The following is a 20,000-nucleotide window of genomic DNA, read 5'->3' as shown; positions in this document are numbered from 1 at the left end:
CGGCGCTATCGTGGGCCGTGCAATGCCCGCCGGTTGCCGATGTGCGCGCATGCCAGCAGCACGCCACCGCAGGCGGTGGCCACGCCATGCCAGAGCAGTGATTCCTTCAAGGGCAGGTACAGCGACGCTGACACCAGCAGGATCGCGCCAACCACGGCCAGCCGCACCGGCAGCCAGCGCCCATGCCGGTGCAGCCCGGCCGTGGTACTGGCCAGCGCCAATGTCGAGGCCATCAATGCGAACAACCATTCCCAGCGCGACATCATCAACAGCAGCGTCATCACGCCGTGGCCGGGGTGCTGGAACGAGCGCAGCGCCATCATTGCCGCTGGCACGAAGGCCAGCAGCAGTGGCAGGGCGATGCAATGGGCGGCGCAGGCCAGCGACAGCCAGGCGCCGGCCAGATCGAAACGGGGATGCCAGCGTGCCGAAGTTGGCGGCTGGGCCAGAGCCCTTGCGGGGGTCGGGGGGATGTGGTCCATTATGTTACATAGTAACAATTGGAGTGTCCCCCATGAAGCTTCCTGCTGCTCTTTTCCTGCTGCTGGCTGCCAACGCGGCGCAGGCACACGATGTCCGCCAGCACGCGCCACACGTGCACGGCCAGGCCACTGTTGATCTCGCTCTCGACCAGGGAACGCTGGAGTTCGCCCTGCAGGCGCCGGGCATCGGCATTCTTGATTTCGAGCGACCGCCCGCCAACGCGACCGAGCAGGCGGCACTGTCGCGCGCCACGGCATTGCTGAAGGGCGGCAGCTGGGTCACCCTGCCCACCGCCGCCAACTGCCGCCTGGCCAGCGGTAAAGCCGATGCAGAGGGCTTCGACGCGACGGCCGCCGCGCCGCCGCCAGGGCAGCATCGGCACGCAGGTTTCAGCGTAACGCTGCAGTACCACTGTGCCAAACCTGCCGAGCTGCGCGCCATCGTCTTACGCCTTCCCGTGCTGTTCCCCGGCCTGCACGAAGTCATCGTCAACAGTGCGACCGCCAACGGCCAGGACCGCAGCGTGCTGAGTGCCGACAACCTGCGCGTGGTGCTGGCGCCGTGAGCACGCCAGCGGTGATCGCACTGGAGGATGTGCAGTTCGGCTACGCAACACGCCTGGTGCTGGACATCCCGCAGCTGCTGATAGAGCAGGGCAGCAGCGTGTTGCTGCGCGGAATCAGTGGCGGTGGCAAAAGCACCCTGCTGGGCCTGCTGGCGGGTGTGCTGCTGCCCGGCAAGGGCCGTGTCGAGGTGGCCGGCCAGGCGTTGCAGGGCATGAGAGGTGCCGCGCGCGATCGCTTCCGTGCCGATCACCTGGGCGTGATCTTCCAGCAGTTCAACCTGCTGCCGTTCCTCAGCGTGCGCGACAACATCGCGCTTGGCCTGCGCTTTTCTCCGGTGCGCAGTGAGGGCATCAGCGGGCCGCTGGACGACGAGATCCTGCGCCTGCTGGAAGCGCTGCAGCTGGACCCGGCGCTGTCCAAGCGTGCGGCCGGTAGCCTGAGTGTCGGCCAGCAGCAACGCGTGGCCGCCGCACGCGCCCTGATCGGCCGCCCCGCAGTACTGCTGGCTGACGAGCCGACCTCGGCGCTGGATCGCCAAGCCGCGACCGCCTTCCTGCAGCTGATGTCCGCACAGTGCCGGGCCGCCGGTACCACGGTTCTGGTGGTCAGCCACGATGAAAGCCTGCAGCCCTTGTTCGACCGCACCATCGCGTTGTCGCAGATCAATCACGCAGGTGGCACCCATGCTTGAACTTGCCTGGGCCAGCCTGCGCAGCCGCGCATTGAGCGTCAGCCTCACCGTGCTGGTGATCACCCTCAGCGTGGTGCTGCTGCTCGGTGTTGAGCGCGTGCGCACGCAGGCGCATGAAGGTTTCGCCAGCACCGTCTCAGGCACTGACCTGATCGTCGGTGCCCGCTCCGGGCCGGTGAACCTGCTGCTGTATTCGGTGTTCCACATCGGCGACCCGACCAACAACGTGTCCTGGCAGTCCTACCAGGAGCTGTCCTCGCTGCCGCAGGTGAAGTGGGCGGTGCCACTGTCGCTGGGCGATTCGTGGCGCGGCTACCGGGTGGTCGGCACCAGTGGCGGCTACTTCGAGCACTATCGTTACGGCGCGGGGCATGCGCTGGCATTTGCGCAGGGGCGGCCGTTCGACGATCTGTACGACGCCGTGATCGGCGCAGAGGTGGCGCACGCGCAGAAGGTCGGCCTCGGCGACGAGATCGTGCTGGCCCATGGCACCGGCGCGGTCACGTTGGCCACGCATGCCGACAAGCCGTTCCGTGTGGCTGGCATCCTGCAGCGCACCGGCACGCCGGTTGATTCGTCGGTGCTGGTCTCGCTGCCGGCCATCGAGGCGATCCATGTCGACTGGCGCTCCGGCGTGCAGCTGCGCAGCCAGAGCGTCAGCGCCGAGCAGGCGCGCCATCTGGACCTGACCCCGACCAGCATCACCGCCTTCATGCTTGGCCTGAATTCGCGCATCGCCACGTTCTCGGTACAGCGCAGGATCAACGAGTATCCGGATGAGGCGATGCTGGCGATCCTGCCCGGCGTGACCCTGCAGCAGCTGTGGCAGTCACTGGGCACGGCCGAGCGGGCACTGCAGCTGATCAGCGCGATGGTGGTGCTGCTGGGCATGGTCTCGTTGGTGGCGCTGCTGGTCTCGACCCTGCAGGAGCGCCGGCGCGAGATGGCGGTGCTGCGTGCCATCGGTGCACGCCCTGGCTATATCGCCAGCCTGCTGGTGGTGGAGGCGGTTGCGACCAGCGCGTTTGCCTGCGTGCTCGCACTGGCCGCACTGGTGGTGGCCAGCCTGGCCGGGCGTGGCTGGGCGCTGGCCAACTTTGGCCTGTCGATCACCCACATCTGGCCGGATGGCCGCGAACTGGCGTGGGTCGCAGGTGTGCTGGCGATCAGCGCGGTGGCCGGCCTGGTACCGGCGCTGCTGGCCTATCGGCGCACGCTGGCCGATGGCCTGTCACCCGGGGGCTGAGCATGCGCTGGTTGCCGCTGTTGCCAATCTTGCTGGTGCTGAGCGCCTGCGAACGCCCGGTCGATACCGGCGTGCAGGCGCTGACACCGTCGCCGGTGATCGATCGCGATGCCCCGGCAGCTGCCGAGGAACAGGAACTGGACTGGTTGCAGATGATGCCGAAGGAAGAACTGGCGGCGCTGGAGCGTGGCGAGGGACCGGAGGTCGAGCACAACGGCAACCGGCGCATGCCGCAGTTCGGTACGTTCCGCACCGTGGACACCGTATTGCAGCGGCCGGTGCGCTTGCCGGGTTACGTGGTGCCGCTGGCCAACGCGCAGGACGGGCGGCTGACCGAATTCCTGTTCGTGCCGTACTACGGCGCCTGCATCCATGTGCCGCCGCCACCGCCGAACCAGATCGTGCACGTGGTGCTGCCGCGCCCGATCGAGATGCCGGACATGTATTCGCCGTTCTTCCTGGCCGGTACCCTGCGTGCCGAACGGCTGGACGATGACCTGGCCGGTTCCGCCTACACCATGCGTGACGCACAGCTGAGGCCGTATGAACCGTAGCGTCCTGATCGGACTGACCTGCTGCCTGGGCCTGTTGGGGTGTACGCAGGCGGGTGGGGGAGCCACCACCGGCGCCGCAGCACCGGCACAGCCGGCCACGACCGAAGCGCCCATCGCTCGCTGGGACGCGTTGCGGCCCGACGAAGTGACCTACCAGCGCCCGCCGCCGCAGATCGGCCTGTCACGCAATGGCATGGACGGGGTGGGCGGGCTGATCGATGACACCGGCTCGGGCACGCCACCGGGGCAGGAGATCGACCATTCCAGCCCGGATCGCGCCAAGCAGTTCGGCTCTTCGCGCGTGGTCGACGCTGTCGACGGTCGCGCGGTGGATCTGGATGGCTACGTGGTGCCGCTGGGCACCAACGACGCCGGGCTGGTGGATGAACTGCTGTTCGTGCCGTTCTACGGTGCCTGCATCCATGTGCCACCACCGCCACCGAACCAGATCATCCATGTGACCCTGGCCACGCCGATCGCACTGGGAGACCTGTGGGACCCGTACCGGCTTGCCGGCCGCCTGCAGGTCAAGCGCTTCGATGCGGATATCGCCAGCGCGTCCTACGACGCGGCTGCGGCGACACTGACGGCGATCCACAATTGATGCGTGCGCGCTGGACCATCGTTGCAGCAGCCTTGCTGGTGGTGGTTGCGCTGCTGGTGTGGTGGCAGCGGCAGGCTGCACCCATCGCGCCACCCGCGATCGCATTTCCGCCGCCTTCGTCCGATGCCCGCCAGCGCATCGAACAACGCCTCGGCGAAGACCACGCTTTTCGCAACGACGTGCTGTTCCTGCTTGCGGCGACCTTGCGCGACCGCTGCCAGCCGGCACAGACGGGGCTGCTGGCGCGCATGGCCAATCGTGCATCGTTGCCGGTGCTGGCGGCGGTCAGTGCGGTGACCCAGAAGGATCCAACGCTGGACCGGCCGATCTACCAGTACATCCAGCATCGTGCCGACGCCACGCGCTGTGGCCAGCCGCTGCAGATGCCGTTGGCCGGCGGGCGCAGCATGCAGGTGGACATCGAACAGTACGCGCGCACCTTCCCGGACAGCTATTTCGATCCGCAGCGCAGCAGCGAACCGCGTGATTTCGGCGGTCTGTCGCTGCAGCAGCGGGCCGGTAACGCCTGCAACAGCGTGGTGTATTCGGTGTTGCCGCTGGGTGGCACCGATTGGCGATGCAGCAGCCTGCGCGCCAATGCCCGTGCGCGGGTGCGCGGGCTGTGCGAGGACGAACTGCGGCGCCAGCATGGGGCAACGGGCGGGGAACTGGACATGGCCGTGGGGCAGGGCATGCAGGGTGCGGTGGTGTCGGCGATTGCCGCGCTGCCGGAAGACTGCCGATAAGCGTTTACCAGTAGAGCCAGGCCATGCCTGGCTGGCGGTTCAGCCAAGCAGACTTGCCCCTACAGACCCTGAACTGGTGGATTCCGAAGATCATAACTATACAGGATATCCGGTATAGTTATGGCTGTACTCCACCCCCACCAGGTTCTCCCATGGCTTTGTCCCAGCCCCTGGCCGGTGCTCCGGCCCTGTCGCGTGCCCGTCGCTGGGCGCTGTTGTTCACCGTCGCCGCCGGCCTGCTGCTGGTTACGCTCGACAACTCCGTGCTCTACACCGCACTGCCCACCCTGACCGAGGAACTCTCGGCCAGTGCCGGCCAGGCACTGTGGATCATCAACGCCTATCCGCTGGTGATGGCCGGCCTGCTGCTGGGCGCGGGCACGCTGGGCGACCGCATCGGCCACCGCCGCATGTTCCTGATCGGCCTGGTGGTGTTCGGCATCGCCTCGCTGGGAGCGGCGTTCGCTGGTACAGCGGCGCAGCTGATTGCCGCGCGCGCGTTCCTGGCGATCGGCGCGGCCGCGATGATGCCGGCCACGTTGGCGTTGATCGGCCTGAGCTTCCATGAAGAGCGCGAGCGCAACATTGCCATCGCGATCTGGGGCTCGGTGGCCATCGTCGGTGCAGCGCTGGGTCCGATCATCGGCGGCTGGCTGCTGCAGCACTTCTGGTGGGGCTCGGTGTTCCTGATCAACGTGCCGGTGGTGGTGGTCGCATTCGTGGCCACGCTGCTGCTGGCACCGGAAGGCCAGCGCGATACTTCGCGGCCGTGGGATCTGGTGTCTTCGTTGCTGGCATTGGCGGCGCTGTCCGGCCTGGTGCTGGCGATCAAGTCGCTGATCGCCACGCCGCCGTCGTATGCGCTGGGTGCCGGTGCGCTGCTGTTGGCGGTCATTACGGGTGCGGCGTTCGCACGCCGCCAGCAGCAGCTGCCGTACCCGCTGCTGGACTTCGCGATCTTCCGCAATCCGGCGTTCCTGGCCGGCACGCTGTCGGCGGTGTTCACCCTGTTCGCGATGGCCGGCCTGCAGCTGGTCACCACCCAGCGCTTCCAACTGGTAGCGGGCTTCACCCCGCTGCAGGCGGGCCTGCTGGTGTCGGTGGCGGCGCTGGGCAGCCTGCCGAGTGCACTGCTGGGCGGCAGCATCCTGCACCGGGTCGGCCTGCGCCCGCTGATCTGCGGCGGCCTGGCCGCAGGTGCGCTGGGTGTCGGCGTGGTGGCGTTCGGCTTCCCGCACGGCCTTGGCTGGGTGGTGGCTGGCATGGCGATCACCGGCTTTGGCATGGGCTCGGCCATCTCGGTGGCGTCCACTGCCATCCTCAACAATGTGCCGGCGCACCGCGCGGGCATGGCCTCGTCGGTGGAAGAGGTGTCCTACGAGTTTGGTGGCCTGCTCGCGGTGGCGATGCTGGGCAGCCTGAGTGCGGCAATGTACGGCGCCTTCCTGCCGGTCTCGGCGGACATGCCCGAGCTTGCCCGTGACGGCTTCACCCAGGCGCTGCACGTGGCACGCGAAAACGGGCAGGGCGAGTGGTTCGCGCTGGCCACGGCCGCGTATGACCGCGGCTACCAGATCGTGCTGCTGGTGATCACGGCAGTGCTGGCGATGGGCGCGACGATTCTGGCGCGCCTGCTGCGTGGCCGCGTTGGCAGCCGCGAGGGCGCGGCCGATCGCGTAAAATGAAACGATGAGAACCAGCAAGCGCGACCGCATCCTCGACGCCGCCGTCAACGTGATCAATCGTGACGGCGTGCGTGCGGTGACCTTCGAGTCGGTGGCGGCCGAGGCCAAACTGACCCGCGGCGGCCTGCTGTATCACTTCCCGTCGCGCGAGGCGCTGCTGCGCGGCATCGACGAGCATCTGGTGCAGGCCTGGGAAGCGTCGATGGAATCGCTGCTGGGCAAGACCGCAGGTGAGGCCACGGCGCTGGAGCGCTACCAGACCTTCGTGCGTGTGTCGGCGCAGAGCGCCACCCGTGCCGAGCTGATGTTCATGCTCGAATCGGCTGACCCGGACGCCGACGAGCGCCCGTGGGGCCCGGCGGTACGGCGCTGGGCGCCGTTGCCACCGTCGGCCGCGGAACAGGATCCGGCCGCGCTCGACAACTTCGTGGCGCGGCTGGCGGCCGATGGCCTGTGGATCTATGAAGCGATGTACGAAGGGCAGTTGGATGAAAGCGTGCGCGCCCAGGTGGCGGAGCGTATCGCCGGGCTGCTGGCGAAACCCGACGGGTCGCCGCCCTTGTAGAGTCGAGCCATGCTCGACTGCTCTTCGCTCCGACCACGAAAACCCCGCGCTGCGCGCGATAGTCGACCAGCGGTCGACTCTACCCCTCTCCATTTACCCAGCCTGCGCTGCGCTCGCGGCCAGCCAGGCCCTCGGCGAAGCCCCCAACCGCTTGCGGAACGCCTTCGACAACGACGCGGCATCGGCAAACCCCACCTCGATCGCCACCTGCTTGACCGCCACGCCCGCACGCAACTGCGCGCAGGTCAGGCTCAGCCGCCAGTCGAGTAGATAACTGGCCGGCGTGGCCTGCATCACCTCCTTGAACACCGCTGCAAAGGCGCTGCGCGACATGCCAGCGGTGGCGGCCATGCGCGGCAGCGTCCACTCGTCCTGTGGCGCCTGGTGCATCGCCACCAGCGTACGGGCCAGCCGCGCATCGGACAGCCCGCGCATCAGCCCGTGGCTGACCCCGGCCGCATCGGGATGATCCACCACCCAGCGCAGGATCTGGATCAGCGCCACTTCGAACAGCCGGTTGGTCAGCAGCCGCGAACCGCAGCGTTGGCGGTCGGCCTCGGTGAACAGCAGATGCAGGGTGTCGTCCAGCTCGTCGATCGCGGCCAGTGGCACCACCATCACCGGCGGTAGCGACTGCACGATGGGATTGCGCGCGCCGCCATCGAAGTCGAGTGTGGCGCAGGTGAAGTCCGGGCCATCCAGTGGCGCATTGAAGAACACATGATGCAGCGGCTGCGGGTACAGCAGCAGGCTCGGGGTGTCGATCCTCAACCGCGGCAGCGCGATATCGCCGTCGGGGTGACGGACCTCCATTTCACCCTGGCGCAGGATGTGCAGGAACGCACGACCGGGCTGCGGCTCGAAGACATGGCGCCCGCACAGAGGTCCGCTGTGGAACAGCGCGGCCTGCACCCGGAAGCGTTCCAGCAGAGAGGACAGGCGGTCGGGTGCGGAGGTGTCGGTGGGTATGCTCATGGACGACTGGACAACATGTGTGGCTGATTACGACCAATACGTCCGTAGATTCTACCTAGGATGAGCGGGTCGTCCAATCCGGGCGCTTTCCCAAGGAGATCCACCATGTCCCGTGTCCCCCTGATCGATGCCGCCAACACCACCGCCGACCGCCAGGCCCTGCTGGGCCAGGTCCACGCCGCCTTCGGTGCCACCCCGGCCATGTTCCGCGCTGTGGCCAATTCGCCGGCCGCCCTGCAGAGCATGTGGGGCTCGTTCGGCGCACTGGGCGGCGGCCGCCTGTCGCCGCTGCTGGGCGAGCAGATCGCCGTCGCCATCGCCAACCGCAATGCCTGCGAATACTGCCTGGCCGCGCACACGGCGCTGGGTCGCAAGGCCGGCGCCAGCAGCGAGCAGATGGCTGCCGCGCAGATCGGCCAGTCCAGCGATCCGGCCACCTCGGCGGCGCTCGACTTCGCGCTGAAGGTGGTCGAGCAACGTGCGCAGATCGCCGACAGTGATGTGCAGGCGTTGCGCGCAGCCGGCTTCGATGACGAGCAGATCGTCGAGATCCTCGCCCATGTGGCACTCAACCTGTTCACCAACTACGTCAACGTCGCGTTCGACGTGCCGGTGGACTTCCCGAAGGTGGCGCTGCGCTGAGGTACGGTCTGGCCCGGGTGGCAATGGGCCGCCCGGGCCGGTCGAAATGGAGCAGACGGGGTGGTCGGCGCTACCTGTCGTCCGCCTGCAGCCGCTCGGGGTGCGTATACACATTGAACCCGCTCTCCCGCGCGAATCCGACCAGGCACAGGCCTGCGCTGCGGGCCAGGTCGATCGCCAGCGCGGTCGGTGCCGAGACAGCAGCCAGTACGCTGACGCCGGCCCGTACGGCTTTGCTGACCATTTCGTAGCTGGCGCGGCTGGAAATCACCAGCAGCCCACCCTCGATCGTGTGTTCGTTGTGATGCAGGGCGCCGATCAGCTTGTCCAGCGCGTTGTGGCGGCCGACGTCTTCGCGCACCCAGCCAATCCGCCCGCTGGCATCGGCCCAGGCTGCGGCGTGCGTCGATCCACTCACCGCATTCATCGGCTGATGCTGCGCCAGCGTGGCCAGTGCCCGCTGCAATGCGGCATGCGGATAGGTGCGGCGCTCGCGGATCTGCGGCAGCGGGCGCAGCACATCCTCCAACTGGCGCGTGCCGCACAGGCCGCAGCCACCGCGACCGGGCAGCAGGCGGCCATTGGCCGGATCCAGATCGGCACCGGGTGCGTCTTCGGAAACGGTCATCTGCAGCTCGATGCCCTCCAGCTGCGGGCGGACCTCGATCGACAGCAGTTGCGAGGGCGCAGTGATCAACCCCTCGCTGAGCGAGAAACCCAGCGCGAAGTCTTCCAGGTCGCAGGGCGTGGCCATCATCACCGCGAAGGCGGCGCCGTTGTAGCGCAGTGCAACCGGCACTTCCTCGGCCACCACGTCGACCTGCTGCTGGTGCCCCTCGCTGCGCCAGCGCTGCAACGGACGCTGGGCCGTGCCGGCAGGCGGGGAGTGCGGCGGGGTCGAGTCAGGCATGCAGCGCGTCCGGGCAAGGGAAATACGCAGGTGGTGGACCACCCACGGCTTCGAGAATAGCGCAGTGGCCGGGCGCTGACGCGGGTGTAACCGTTGTCATGGCAGGCTGCGCTGAAAACAGCATCTGCCTCTGGCGAAGCGGCCTTGTCCGTGCTTGACTGCGAGGCTGGCCGCGCTGCAGACGCCGCATCCGGCCCATCTCGCGCCGTTGATTGTTGTGTTCCTCCTGCCAGGTTCCCGAACATGTCCGAGCAGAAGCCGCCGCGTTACAAGCCCTACAACCAGCCGGCCGGTGGCTGGGGTGCCGCCGGTGCCACGGCCAAGGTGCTGTTGCAGCAGAGTGTGATCGGCAAGGGCTCGAAGGCGCTGCTGGCAATGAACCAGCCCGGTGGCTTCAAGTGCCCCAGCTGTGCGTTCCCCGATGCCGACGAACGCAGGAAACTGGAATTCTGCGAGAACGGTGCCAAGGCGTTGGCCTGGGAAGCCACCCAGTTCCGTGCCGGCCGCGACCTGTTCGCCCAGCACACGGTCACCGAACTGATGGCGCAGACCGACTACTGGCTGGAGATGCAGGGCCGGCTGACCGAGCCGATGCGCTACGACGCGTCCACCGATCATTACGTTCCCTGCAGCTGGGACGAGGCGTTTGCCTTGATCGGCCGTCATCTGCAGGCGCTGGACAGCCCGCACCAGGCCGAGTTCTACACCTCCGGCCGCACGCCCAACGAAGCTGCATTCCTGTATTCGATCTTCGTGCGCGAGTTCGGCACCAACAATTTCCCGGACTGCTCGAACATGTGCCACGAGCCGACCAGCCGCGGCCTGCCGCCGGCCATCGGCGTGGGCAAGGGCACCATCGTGCTGCAGGATTTCGAGCACGCCGAGGCGATCTTCGTGATCGGCCAGAACACCGGCACCAACTCGCCGCGGATGATGAGCAACCTGGTCGAGGCGCGCAAACGCGGCATCCCGATCGTGGCGGTCAACCCGATGCCCGAGCGTGCGCTGATCCGTTTCGCCGAACCGCAGGACATGGTGCAGATGGCCACGTTCGGTTCGACCGAGATCACCAGTGAGTTCGTGCACATCCGCATCGGCGGCGACCTGGCCCTGATCAAGGGCATGATGAAGGTGATGTTCGAACGCGAAGCGCAGGGCGAGCGCGTGCTTGACCACGATTTTCTGGCCGAGCACACGGTAGGCCTGGACGCACTGCGCGCGGACGTGACGGCACAGGACTGGAACGAGATCGTGCAGGTCTCCGGCATCACGCAGGCGCAGATCCGCCGCTGCGCGGAGATCTATATCCGCTCCAAGGCCACGGTGATCTGCTATGGCATGGGCCTGACCCAGCATCAGTATGGTTCGACCCTGCTGCAGCAGGTGGCCAACCTGCTGTTGCTGCGTGGCAACTTCGGCAAGCCCGGCGCAGGCATTGGACCGATCCGTGGCCATTCCAACGTGCAGGGCGACCGTACCGTCGGCATCGACGAGAAACCCAAGCCGGCCTATCTGGATCGCGTGCAGCAGGTGTTCGGCTTCGATCCGCCGCGCGAGCATGGTCATCACGTGGTCGAATCGATCGAGGCGATGCTGGACGGCAGCGCCAAGGTGTTCATCGGTATGGGCGGCAACTTCATCCACGCCGTGCCCGATACGCCGCGCGCGTACGAGGCCATGCGCGGCCTGGAGCTGACGGTCGGCATCGCCACCAAGCTCAATCGCGGTCATCTGGTACACGGCCGCGATGCCTTGATCCTGCCGGTGGTCGCACGTTCGGAGCGCATCGTCACGCCAGCTGGCGAGCAGTTCGTCACTATCGAAGACGCCATGTCGAATGTCACTGCTTCGCGCGGTGTGCTCGAGCCGGTCAGCACGGACGTGCTCCCGGAGGTCGAGATCGTCTGCCGCATGGCGATGGCCACGCTGCCGCACAGCAGGGTCGACTGGGCCGGGTGCATTCATGACTACGCACCCATCCGCGAGCTGATTGCGGCGGTGTACCCGGAGATCTACACCGGCTTCAACGAGCGCATCCAGCAGCCGCACGGCTTCCACCTGGACATTCCGCCGCGCCGCCGGGTGTGGCCCACGCCCAACGGCAAGGCCAACATCCTGGTGATGCCAGGCCTGGACGTGGACGCGCCGGTGGACGATCCCGGGATGCTGCGGTTGGCCACGGTGCGCTCGCACGACCAGTACAACACCACCATCTACAGCTACAACGACCGCTACCGCGGCGTGTACAACGACCGCATGGTGCTGTTCATGAACATCGAGGACCGGCTGGCGCGCGGGCTGGAGAAGGAGGCGCTGGTCAGCCTGGAGACCATCAGCGGTGATGGCGTGCAGCGGCGCATCGAGGGCCTGACCGTGCTGGACTACCCGATGCCGCGCGGCGCGCTGGCCGGTTACTACCCCGAGTTGAACCCGCTGCTACCGCTGGACTATTACGATCGGGTCAGCGGCACGCCGGCGGCCAAGTCGATTCCGGTGCGGATGCGGGCGATGGCCGAGGCGATTGCGTGATGCGTTCATCGGCTATCATCAACGGGTGAACCTGCCTGGCCTGCTGCTGAGATGGATGCTTCTCCTTGCCCTGGTGCTGAATGCACCGGCGCTTGCGGTTGCCTCATCCTCGTACGCGGTGCAGTCCAGCGCGGACCATTGCGCCGCACCGCATTTGGCGGCCATGGCCGGATGCTGCGACGAGGCAGCATCAACGGTCTGCCAGAGCAATGAGTGCGAATGCCCGCCGGCCAGCCTCGGCATGCTGGCCACCCTGAGCGGAACGCCAGCGTCACCCTGGCGTGAGGCGCCTTTGCCAGCCAGCGCCCAGCAACGCGCACCGCCGCCGTTGCCGGATCCGCTACGGCCGCCCATCGTGTGATTCCCTGCAGGCCTCAAGCGCCTGCCGTAGCTGCTCGACTCATTCTCGACTCTGCCTGTGCCTTCGATGCGCAGGCAGCGGGCCGCGTTGCCCGCATCTGCAAAGGAATCAACACCATGAACCGATCTCTCTCCCTCGGCCTGCTGCTGGGCACCGTGCTGGCCAGCACCGCCTGCGCACGTGCAGCTGAAGAATCGCCGGCCGCACCGGTTGCCAGCCAAGCCCCGGCGGCACCGATCAAGGCCAGCCCGTCGCAGGTGGATCCGGCACTGCCCATCGCCATCGTGCACAAGACCGCAAGCTGCGGCTGCTGCGGCATCTGGGTCGACCACCTGAAGGCCGAAGGCTTCCAGGTGGATGTTCGCGATACCGATGACATGAACCCGATCAAGGTCCGGCTGGGTGTGCCGGTCGGCAAGGCGTCCTGCCACACCGCCGAGATCGGTGGTTACGTGGTTGAAGGCCATATCCCGGCCGAAGACATCAAGCGACTGCTGGCGGAGCGGCCGGCCGCGCGCGGCCTGGTGTTGCCGGGCATGCCGGCCGGCTCGCCGGGCATGGAAATGCCGGATGGCTACGTGCAGCCGTACACCGTTGAACTGGTGCGCAACGATGGCACCACCGAGCCGTTTGCCCAGCACGGCCAGGGCGGCTGACAGGCGGCGGTGCCGGTCGTCCTGACCGGCACCCTTCGGCGCGCCCAATGTAGAGCCGAGCCCACGCTCGGCTTGCTCCTTGTAGAGTCGAGCCACGCTCGGCTTGCTCTTTGTAGAGTCGAGCCACGCTCGGCTTGCCCTTTGTAGAGTCGAGCCACGCTCGGCTTGCCCTTTGTAGAGTCGAGCCATGCTCGACTGCTCTGCTTCAGTCGAGCATGGCTCGACTCTACAAAATCAGCGGGCGCCAGCTGTTTCCTTGGCCAGCTGCGCGTCGAACTTCTGTTCGGCCGCATCCGCGTAGGCCTTGCAGGTCAGTGCCTTGGCGCTGGCCTTGCTGCCGGAGGCGTAGTCCCAGTTGCTGGCACCCGGATGAGGGGTCAGCAAAACGTCACAGGGCAACGCCCGCACCGTCGCGAAGCTGCGTTTGTAGTCATCGACCAGGCGCGGATAGCGCGCATTGCCCTGCAGCTGGTAGCCCGGTGCACTCAGGCTGTCGGCATAGGCGATGCGCACCGGCTTGCCCTCGCGGGTATCGCTCCAGGTCCACGCGGTGCTGCCCGGGGTGTGCCCGGGCATGAAGTGCGCTGTGAATTCGATGCCGCCCACCTCGACCACCTCGCCATCCATCACGATGCGGTCTGCACTGGCAGGCGGGTAGGTGATGCCATCGCCGAAGTGCAGGTCATCGCTGCCGCCACGCGCCAGCAGCACTGCCGATTCCGCGTTGGCGACCACATGCGCGCCGCTGCGGCGCTTCAGTTCCGCCACTGGGCCTGCATGGTCGGCATGCGCATGGCTGAGCAGGATCAGCCGCAGGTCCTGCGGTGCCACGCCGCGTGCCTTCATGTTGTCGAGCAGGTGGCCGGCCATCTGTGGCATGCCGCCGTCCAGCAGCACCGCACCTTCGCTGGTCTGTACCAGCAGCGCGGTCAGGTTCTCGGTGCCGATCTGCCAGGTGTGGTCGGCAATCTGCAGCGGTGCCATCGGCTGCAGCCAGGAAGCATCCACGGTGTAGGCCCGCAACTGCGGCAGGGGTGCCTCGGCGGCGCTGGCGTGCGCGATCGGGAGAGCAGTGACCAGGGCGAAGGCGAGCGGGGAAAAACGCATGGTTCACGTCCGTTTGAAGGAGGCCCAGAAACTAGCATGGGCCTCCTTCATCGCGTCGCGCATAGATTTCATGGCTCCCATAAGGGCGCCATGGATCAGTACCGGTACTGCCACCCCAGCGTCAGCACCCGGCCGCGGCCCGAAAAATAGCTCGGGTTCGACGGCGTGGTCTGCGAGTAGTAGCTGATGTACTGCTTGTTCGCCAGGTTCTGCACGCCCAGCGTGAAGGCGTGCTTGTCCAGCACGTAGCGGGCCACAAGGTCCAACGTGGTGTAACCCTTGAACTCCGCCACCCGCGCGCCACGCAGGTCGAAGTCGCGGTCGAAGGCGTGGCTGGCCTGCAGGCGGGTGCTCAGCTGTGGTGTCCAGCTCTGCTCCCAGAATGCGGTCAGCCGGTTCGGCGCGATGTTGACGCCGGCCAGGTCGCTGTCGAGGCGGCCATCGACGTCGGCATCGTAGCGGCCGTTGGCCCGTGCATAACCCAGGCCCAGCCGGCTGTCGCCCAGGCGCAGGCGCAGGTTGCTTTCGAAGCCCTCCACGCGGGTGGCCTGGCGCTGCACCGCATAGGCATCGATGCCCGGATCGTAGATCAGCACCGAGCCCAGCTTGGATTCGGAGGTGTAGTAGGCGATGTCACCGCTGAAACGACCATCGTCGTACTCCAGGCCGATCTCGCGGTTGTCCGACACCACCGGTGACAGGTCGATGAGATTGTCGACGCGTTGGCCGTCGCGATTGATTGCACGCAGCACACGGCCGACGTCGGCCACGGTGTAGCCTTCCGAATACGAGGCGTAGGCGTTGAGGCGGTCATTGATGTACCAGACCGCGCCGAAGTTGGGCAGGGTCTCGCTCATGGTCGGCTTGCCGCCGGCCACCTTGCGCGCGCCGTAGCGGGGCAGGGTGGTGTAGTCGCCTACTTCCAGCTCGCCCTTTTCGTAGCGCAGGCCGCCGGACAGCATCAGGTGGTCGGTTGGCCACCAGTGCAGCTGCAGCAGCGGCGACAGGCTTTGATAGGTGGTCTGCGGTACCCAGTTCATGCCGCTGGCCAGCAGCACCTGGTGGGTGCGGTCGCGCAGGCCGTCCAGGCCCAGGGTCACGTCCAGCGTGGTGTCGGCGATGCGGGCCCAGCTCTGGGTCAGCTTGAAGCCGCGCTTGTCCGATTCGTTCTGGGTCTGGTCCCAGGCGGCGTTGGCGCCGGTGTTGCCCCACGGATCCCACTGGCTGGCGCCATAGCGGCCTTCGAAGTCCACCGCGAAGGCCTGCGCCTGGAAGCGGCCACCGAGCAGGTCGGCGGCGCTGTAGTCCAGCGTCAACGAACGCGAGCGGTTCATCGGTGGATCCAGCGGCGTATCGCCGGGCACCGAAATGGTCGGGCGGCCGGTGCGGTAATCACCGTTCACCGCCAGGTAGTTGTCCAGCCCGCGCAGCTCGTAGCGGTTGGCCATCAGCTGCAGGCGGTGGCCCTCGGCAATGTTCCAGCCCAGCTTGGCGAACACGTTCGACGAGGTCGAATCCATCAGTTCGCCCTGGGCGTTGGTACCGATCGAACGGCCCTCGCCGTCGTGGTACAGGCCCTGCTTCTCATAGGCCAGGCCGGCCACCAGATCGAACTGCTCGCCGCGCACGCCGACCAGTGCCGAGCCGCGCTGGCCGTTGTCATCACGGCGGCTGGGCAGCGCCGAGCTGTAGCTGATGTTGGTATCGAGCAGGAAGGCGCCGGGCTCGCTGGGCGCGCTGCGGGTGATGATGTTGACGATGCCACCGGTACCGCCGATGCCCTGCAGTGCGTTGGCACCGTGGATGACCTCGATGCGTTCGATCATCGCCGGATCGATGGTGTGCGAATCACGTGAGCCATCGCGCAGCGGCGTCGACTGCGGCACGCCGTCGACCATGTACAGGATGCCGCGGCCGCGCATGGTTTCGCCGTAGTTGGACATCTTCTCGCGCGCCGGGGCAAATGCCGGGATCTGCGCCGACAGCACGCGCGAGACATCCGAGCCCAGCGCCAGCTGCTGCGCGATGTCCTCGCGGGTCAGCACGGTGATGGTGTTGGGCATCGCGGTCTCGCCCTGCGGCATGCGCGCGGTCGAGGCCGATACCGTGACCCGGGCCAGCGAAGTGGTCGTGGCCTGGGACGCTGCCGATGACGCGGCCCGGGCCGGAGCGCGGGGCGTGGGGGATGCCGGCGTGGCACTCACCACGAACACCCCCGGCGAGCGCTCCTGCATCGCCAGGCCTTGCCCGGCCAGCAGGCGCTGCAGGGCGTCGTGCGGGGTGTAGCGGCCGTCGAGGGCGGGCGCGTTGCGGCCGCTCACGCTGTCGGCCGCGAACAGCAGCTGGATGCCACTCTGCCGCGCCAGCGAGTTGAGCGAAGTTTGCAGCGGGCCGGCCGGCAGGTGCAGTTCGACGGGTGCGGACGCAGCGGACTGCGCGGTGGCGGGCAGCGCCGCACACAGGCAGGCAGCGAGCAGGGTGGGGGCCAGGCGGCGCAGCGCGGCGGGCGGAACAGGGCGGGTCATGCGGGGGTCCTTCGGAAGGGTTCAAGCACTTGCCGGATGGGACGGCGCGCAACCCACCCTCGGCGTGGCAATCAATCGCGGGCGCGCAGATGCAGGCTGCCGTCGGCGGCGGTATGCACCTGGACCGGCAGGATCTCCGGCAGCAGCGCGACCGCCGTTTCGGCACGATCGGCATCGAACACGCCCGACACCTGCAGCGGACCCAGTGCCGGGTCGTCCAGCACGATCGGACGGTCGTGATAGCGCTGCAGGATGCGCAGCACCTCGCTCAGTGGCATGCGGTCGAACTGCAGCCGGCCGGTGGTCCAGTCGGCCCGGTCCGGATCCACGGCTTCCGGCGGAGACAGCGATCCTGGCTGGGCCAGCAGGCGCTGCCCCGGCTTCAGCCGCTGCTCGGTGCCGCCGCCATCCACGCTGACACCGACCTCGCCGCGCCACAGCGTGACCTCACTGAGATTGCCCTGGCGGTCAACATCGAACACCGTGCCGTAGTTGCGCACCTGTACCGGCCCGGCATCGACCTGGAAGCGGCGCCACGCCGAATGCTGCACCTCGAAGCGCGCATGGCCCTGCGCCAGCAGCACCTGCCGCGAACGCAGATGGCGACGGACCTGCAGGTGGGTTCCCGCGTCGAGCAGCACGCGGCTGCCGTCCGGCAGCTCGATGTCGCGGCGCTCGCCGACGGCGGTCTGGTAGTCACGCACCTGCCAGGCCGGGTCGGCCAGCAGCAGCGCGGCGGCCGCCAGCAACAGCACCGGCAGTACCCGTTTCGCGCCAGATCCGCCGCGCCGCCGCTGCAACTGCTCCGGGCCTGGCAACGGGAAGCGTTCCTTCAGTGCCTCCCGGTGCTGATCGAGCGTGTCCTCGGCGGACGGTTCGGCGGGCGCCGACGGCGTTGCCGGATCGGGTGATGCAGGGCTCACCACAGCGCACCGTGCAGCCGGCAGTCGGCCATGGCCAGGCGCAGATGACGTTCCACTGCCTTCAGGCCGATGCCCATCCGCTGCGCCACCTCGGCCTGGGGCAGCTCGTGGATCTTGTGCAGGATGAACACCTGCTGCCGCCGGCAGGGCATGCGCTCGATGCTGGCGGTCAGCCGCTGCAGCGCCTGCTGGCCCTGTGCCTGGCGCTCGGGTCCGGGGCGCTCGCAGGCGCCTTCGGGGAGCTCGGCACGGGGCTCCACCCAGTGCCGGCGCAGGTCCTCGGCGCGGCAGCGGTCGACCGCCGCATCGTGTGCGATCCTGCGCAGCAGCGCGATCGGTTGGCGGGCGTCATGCACGGCCGGGCGTTCCAGCAGGCGCACGCAGACATCGTGCACCACTTCGCGGGCCAGCCCGGGCGAGCGGAACCGGCGATGCAGGTAGTCCACCAGTTCCTCGTAGTGGCGCACCAGCGAGGTCACCAGCGGCAGCGCAGGTGGGCGGGAAAGTGTCGGCTGGGACATCCGGACGGGCAGCAAGGGTGAAAGGCGGGTGCCGGGAGGTCATCCCTGCGTAATGACGCAATACTAATGGGAACTGTTCTCGTTTGCCATGCCGCGATCGTCAGGGCGATTGTTCGCCGCGTCTGGAAAGTGAATCCACGATCATCGGCTGGAGCGCAGAATCGCCCACGGCTAGCCTGCCTGCAGGCTCAAGGAGGTGGACCATGCATGTGCTTCTGGTGATGGTGGGTGGCATTGTGCTGTTGGGAGTGTTCCTGCTGTTCGGACGGCTGTGGAGCGTGGGTACCTCACAGCTGCCCACGGCCCTGATCGCGTTCATTGCCACCTGGCTGTTGGTGACGGTGGCCAACCTGTGGGTGGGCGTCAGCAAGGCCGGCTACGGGGTTCGCGAAGAACTGCCGATCCTGTTGCTGGTGTTCGCGGTGCCGGCCCTGCTGGCCGGCCTGCTCTACTGGCGCTTGGCGCGCTGAAGGAAGGCCATGAGTACACGACTGCGATTGCCGGCCCTGCGCCAGCGCGACGGCCACCACGCCCGCGTGACCTACGAAGAACTGTTCTTCGACCTGGTCTACGTGTTCGCGGTCACCCAGCTCAGCCACCACCTGTTGCACCACCTGGACCTGGCCGGCGTGCTGCAGACCCTGGTGCTGTGGTTTGCGGTGTGGCTGGGCTGGCAGTATGCCTGCTGGGTCAGCAACTGGTTCGATCCGGAGGCACCGCGCATCCGCGGCCTGCTGTTTGCCACCATGCTGCTGGCCTTGTTGATGTCCTCGTCCATTCCCGAGGCGTTCGCCGACCGCGCCTGGGTGTTTGCCGGGGCCTACGCCACAATGCAGGTCGGGCGCACCGCCTTCGTGCTGCTGGAGGTCGGTCGCACGCACCCACTGGCACCGAACTTCCGTCGCATGCTGGCCTGGGTGAGCGTGTCGGCCTGCTTCTGGCTGGCAGGTGCGGCAGCCGAGGGCAATACGCGGTTGGCGCTGTGGGCGGTGGCGGTGGCGTGCGAATACGTCTCACCGATGTTCGGCTTCGCGTTCCCGGGGCTGGGCCGTTCGCACACCCGCGAGTGGACCATCGAGGGCGGGCACCTGGCCGAGCGCTGCCAGCTGTTCGTCATCGTCGCGCTGGGCGAGACGCTGCTGGCGACCGGTGGCGTGCTCAGCGAGGTCGAACAGTGGAGTGGGGCGGTGGTGTCGGCGGTGCTGGCAACGTTCGCCGGCACGATCGCCATGTGGTGGCTGTACTTCGGCATCTCCAGCCGCGACGCCACCGAGGCCATCAGCCATGCCGAAGACCCGGGCCGGATGGGGGCCAACTTCCACTATGTGCACGCGTTGCTGATCGCAGGGATCATCGCTACGGCGGTGGGCAATGACCTGGTCATGGATCACCCGCATGCCGCGGTGACGTCGGTGTATGCGGCCGTGCTGCTGGCCGGCCCGTTGATCTACCTGCTGGGCAGCGCGCTGTACAAGCGCGTGGTGTACGGTCGCGCGCCGTACTCGCATCTGATCGGTGCAGTGGCACTGGGCGTGATGGGTTTCGTATTGCCGCAGACCCATCTGTTGGCCGCCGGTTGGTTGACCAGCGCAGTGCTGCTGGCGGTGGGGTTGATGGATACGCGGTTGAAGCACCGCCTGCAACGAGCGTGATCTTGTCCGGTATCCAGCACGTGCCGGGTAGAGTCGACTGTTAGTCGACTGCTCTTCCA

At 67.5% G+C, this 20,000-nt stretch carries 20 protein-coding genes; 13 read left to right on the top strand and 7 right to left on the bottom strand.

Annotated features, from left to right (window positions below; genetic code table 11):
- Positions 1-5: 5 nt before the first annotated feature.
- Entirely contained in the window at positions 6-482 is a 477-nt protein-coding gene (locus ACZK3W_RS12360; RefSeq protein ID WP_197615631.1) for a MerC family mercury resistance protein, read from the bottom strand.
- 32 nt (positions 483-514) lie between these two features.
- Between ACZK3W_RS12360 and ACZK3W_RS12355 the strand changes: the two genes are divergently transcribed.
- The 8 genes from ACZK3W_RS12355 (at position 515) to ACZK3W_RS12320 (ending at position 7,140) form a co-directional block, all read left to right on the top strand.
- Entirely contained in the window at positions 515-1,048 is a 534-nt protein-coding gene (locus ACZK3W_RS12355; RefSeq protein ID WP_197615630.1) for a ZrgA family zinc uptake protein, read from the top strand.
- A complete protein-coding gene (locus tag ACZK3W_RS12350) occupies positions 1,045-1,740 on the top strand; it encodes an ATP-binding cassette domain-containing protein (RefSeq protein WP_197615629.1) in 696 nt (231 codons plus the stop codon). Before ACZK3W_RS12355 ends, ACZK3W_RS12350 begins: the two co-directional genes overlap by 4 nt.
- Complete coding sequence (locus ACZK3W_RS12345) at positions 1,733-2,986, top strand: ABC transporter permease (protein WP_197615628.1); 1,254 nt, start codon at positions 1,733-1,735, stop codon at positions 2,984-2,986. Before ACZK3W_RS12350 ends, ACZK3W_RS12345 begins: the two co-directional genes overlap by 8 nt.
- 2 nt (positions 2,987-2,988) lie before the next feature.
- Positions 2,989-3,540, top strand: a complete 552-nt coding sequence (locus ACZK3W_RS12340; protein WP_197615627.1) for a DUF3299 domain-containing protein — start codon at positions 2,989-2,991, stop codon at positions 3,538-3,540.
- The gene (locus tag ACZK3W_RS12335; protein ID WP_125893584.1) at positions 3,530-4,144 is read left to right on the top strand and encodes a DUF3299 domain-containing protein; all 615 of its coding nucleotides are present in this window, start codon (positions 3,530-3,532) and stop codon (positions 4,142-4,144) included. Before ACZK3W_RS12340 ends, ACZK3W_RS12335 begins: the two co-directional genes overlap by 11 nt.
- Positions 4,144-4,890, top strand: a complete 747-nt coding sequence (locus tag ACZK3W_RS12330; RefSeq protein ID WP_197615626.1) for a hypothetical protein — start codon at positions 4,144-4,146, stop codon at positions 4,888-4,890. The genes ACZK3W_RS12335 and ACZK3W_RS12330 overlap by 1 nt, the downstream gene beginning before the upstream one ends.
- A gap of 152 nt (positions 4,891-5,042) precedes the next feature.
- A complete protein-coding gene (locus tag ACZK3W_RS12325) occupies positions 5,043-6,575 on the top strand; it encodes an MFS transporter (protein WP_197615625.1) in 1,533 nt (510 codons plus the stop codon).
- Positions 6,576-6,579: 4 nt separating this feature from the next.
- Complete coding sequence (locus ACZK3W_RS12320) at positions 6,580-7,140, top strand: TetR/AcrR family transcriptional regulator (RefSeq protein ID WP_125893578.1); 561 nt, start codon at positions 6,580-6,582, stop codon at positions 7,138-7,140.
- Positions 7,141-7,233: 93 nt separating this feature from the next.
- Here the strand turns inward: ACZK3W_RS12320 and ACZK3W_RS12315 are convergent, their stop codons facing one another.
- On the bottom strand, positions 7,234-8,115 hold the full coding sequence (locus ACZK3W_RS12315; protein WP_197615624.1) for a cupin domain-containing protein: 882 nt from the start codon (positions 8,113-8,115) through the stop codon (positions 7,234-7,236).
- A gap of 105 nt (positions 8,116-8,220) precedes the next feature.
- On the opposite strand from ACZK3W_RS12315, the gene ACZK3W_RS12310 reads away from it, so the two are divergent.
- Complete coding sequence (locus tag ACZK3W_RS12310) at positions 8,221-8,757, top strand: carboxymuconolactone decarboxylase family protein (RefSeq protein ID WP_032129465.1); 537 nt, start codon at positions 8,221-8,223, stop codon at positions 8,755-8,757.
- 70 nt (positions 8,758-8,827) lie between these two features.
- Here the strand turns inward: ACZK3W_RS12310 and fdhD are convergent, their stop codons facing one another.
- Positions 8,828-9,667, bottom strand: a complete 840-nt coding sequence (fdhD, locus tag ACZK3W_RS12305) for a formate dehydrogenase accessory sulfurtransferase FdhD (RefSeq protein WP_197615623.1) — start codon at positions 9,665-9,667, stop codon at positions 8,828-8,830.
- Between the two features lie 243 nt (positions 9,668-9,910).
- Between fdhD and ACZK3W_RS12300 the strand changes: the two genes are divergently transcribed.
- Both ACZK3W_RS12300 and ACZK3W_RS12295 read left to right on the top strand, forming a co-directional pair.
- The gene (locus tag ACZK3W_RS12300) at positions 9,911-12,196 is read left to right on the top strand and encodes an FdhF/YdeP family oxidoreductase (RefSeq protein WP_197615622.1); all 2,286 of its coding nucleotides are present in this window, start codon (positions 9,911-9,913) and stop codon (positions 12,194-12,196) included.
- A 477-nt stretch (positions 12,197-12,673) separates the two neighbouring features.
- The gene (locus tag ACZK3W_RS12295) at positions 12,674-13,213 is read left to right on the top strand and encodes a DUF411 domain-containing protein (protein ID WP_197615621.1); all 540 of its coding nucleotides are present in this window, start codon (positions 12,674-12,676) and stop codon (positions 13,211-13,213) included.
- A gap of 234 nt (positions 13,214-13,447) precedes the next feature.
- On the opposite strand, the gene blaL1 is transcribed toward ACZK3W_RS12295, so the two are convergent.
- From blaL1 to ACZK3W_RS12275, 4 genes are all read right to left on the bottom strand, one after another.
- Positions 13,448-14,320 (bottom strand): L1 family subclass B3 metallo-beta-lactamase, encoded by an 873-nt coding sequence (gene blaL1 / locus ACZK3W_RS12290; RefSeq protein ID WP_197615620.1) that lies wholly within the window; start codon positions 14,318-14,320, stop codon positions 13,448-13,450.
- 95 nt (positions 14,321-14,415) lie between these two features.
- Positions 14,416-16,845, bottom strand: a complete 2,430-nt coding sequence (locus ACZK3W_RS12285; RefSeq protein WP_197615619.1) for a TonB-dependent receptor domain-containing protein — start codon at positions 16,843-16,845, stop codon at positions 14,416-14,418.
- A gap of 71 nt (positions 16,846-16,916) precedes the next feature.
- The gene (locus tag ACZK3W_RS12280; protein ID WP_197615618.1) at positions 16,917-17,768 is read right to left on the bottom strand and encodes a FecR domain-containing protein; all 852 of its coding nucleotides are present in this window, start codon (positions 17,766-17,768) and stop codon (positions 16,917-16,919) included.
- A complete protein-coding gene (locus tag ACZK3W_RS12275; protein ID WP_197615617.1) occupies positions 17,765-18,289 on the bottom strand; it encodes a sigma-70 family RNA polymerase sigma factor in 525 nt (174 codons plus the stop codon). Before ACZK3W_RS12275 ends, ACZK3W_RS12280 begins: the two co-directional genes overlap by 4 nt.
- Before the next feature lie 203 nt (positions 18,290-18,492).
- On the opposite strand from ACZK3W_RS12275, the gene ACZK3W_RS12270 reads away from it, so the two are divergent.
- Together ACZK3W_RS12270 and ACZK3W_RS12265 are read left to right on the top strand one after the other, a co-directional pair.
- Positions 18,493-18,759 (top strand): hypothetical protein, encoded by a 267-nt coding sequence (locus ACZK3W_RS12270; protein ID WP_012511190.1) that lies wholly within the window; start codon positions 18,493-18,495, stop codon positions 18,757-18,759.
- A gap of 9 nt (positions 18,760-18,768) precedes the next feature.
- Positions 18,769-19,941, top strand: coding sequence for a low temperature requirement protein A (locus tag ACZK3W_RS12265; RefSeq protein WP_197615616.1), 1,173 nt, complete (start codon positions 18,769-18,771; stop codon positions 19,939-19,941).
- Positions 19,942-20,000: the final 59 nt, after the last annotated feature.

Source organism: Stenotrophomonas sp. 80084_Sma (assembly GCF_056481995.1).
Note: the sequence above shows the minus strand (reverse complement) of the source record. Positions and strands in the feature narration are given on the sequence as shown.

Bases quoted from the DNA above. Each gene is read 5' to 3' on its own strand.
- ACZK3W_RS12360 (WP_197615631.1), bottom strand. From the start codon at position 482: ATGGACCACATCCCCCCGACCCCCGCAAGGGCTCTGGCCCAGCCGCCA.
- ACZK3W_RS12355 (WP_197615630.1), top strand. From the start codon at position 515: ATGAAGCTTCCTGCTGCTCTTTTCCTGCTGCTGGCTGCCAACGCGGCG.
- ACZK3W_RS12345 (WP_197615628.1), top strand. From the start codon at position 1,733: ATGCTTGAACTTGCCTGGGCCAGCCTGCGCAGCCGCGCATTGAGCGTC.
- ACZK3W_RS12340 (WP_197615627.1), top strand. From the start codon at position 2,989: ATGCGCTGGTTGCCGCTGTTGCCAATCTTGCTGGTGCTGAGCGCCTGC.
- ACZK3W_RS12335 (WP_125893584.1), top strand. From the start codon at position 3,530: ATGAACCGTAGCGTCCTGATCGGACTGACCTGCTGCCTGGGCCTGTTG.
- ACZK3W_RS12330 (WP_197615626.1), top strand. From the start codon at position 4,144: ATGCGTGCGCGCTGGACCATCGTTGCAGCAGCCTTGCTGGTGGTGGTT.
- ACZK3W_RS12325 (WP_197615625.1), top strand. From the start codon at position 5,043: ATGGCTTTGTCCCAGCCCCTGGCCGGTGCTCCGGCCCTGTCGCGTGCC.
- ACZK3W_RS12320 (WP_125893578.1), top strand. From the start codon at position 6,580: ATGAGAACCAGCAAGCGCGACCGCATCCTCGACGCCGCCGTCAACGTG.
- ACZK3W_RS12315 (WP_197615624.1), bottom strand. From the start codon at position 8,115: ATGAGCATACCCACCGACACCTCCGCACCCGACCGCCTGTCCTCTCTG.
- ACZK3W_RS12310 (WP_032129465.1), top strand. From the start codon at position 8,221: ATGTCCCGTGTCCCCCTGATCGATGCCGCCAACACCACCGCCGACCGC.
- fdhD (WP_197615623.1), bottom strand. From the start codon at position 9,667: ATGCCTGACTCGACCCCGCCGCACTCCCCGCCTGCCGGCACGGCCCAG.
- ACZK3W_RS12300 (WP_197615622.1), top strand. From the start codon at position 9,911: ATGTCCGAGCAGAAGCCGCCGCGTTACAAGCCCTACAACCAGCCGGCC.
- ACZK3W_RS12295 (WP_197615621.1), top strand. From the start codon at position 12,674: ATGAACCGATCTCTCTCCCTCGGCCTGCTGCTGGGCACCGTGCTGGCC.
- blaL1 (WP_197615620.1), bottom strand. From the start codon at position 14,320: ATGCGTTTTTCCCCGCTCGCCTTCGCCCTGGTCACTGCTCTCCCGATC.
- ACZK3W_RS12285 (WP_197615619.1), bottom strand. From the start codon at position 16,845: ATGACCCGCCCTGTTCCGCCCGCCGCGCTGCGCCGCCTGGCCCCCACC.
- ACZK3W_RS12275 (WP_197615617.1), bottom strand. From the start codon at position 18,289: ATGTCCCAGCCGACACTTTCCCGCCCACCTGCGCTGCCGCTGGTGACC.
- ACZK3W_RS12270 (WP_012511190.1), top strand. From the start codon at position 18,493: ATGCATGTGCTTCTGGTGATGGTGGGTGGCATTGTGCTGTTGGGAGTG.
- ACZK3W_RS12265 (WP_197615616.1), top strand. From the start codon at position 18,769: ATGAGTACACGACTGCGATTGCCGGCCCTGCGCCAGCGCGACGGCCAC.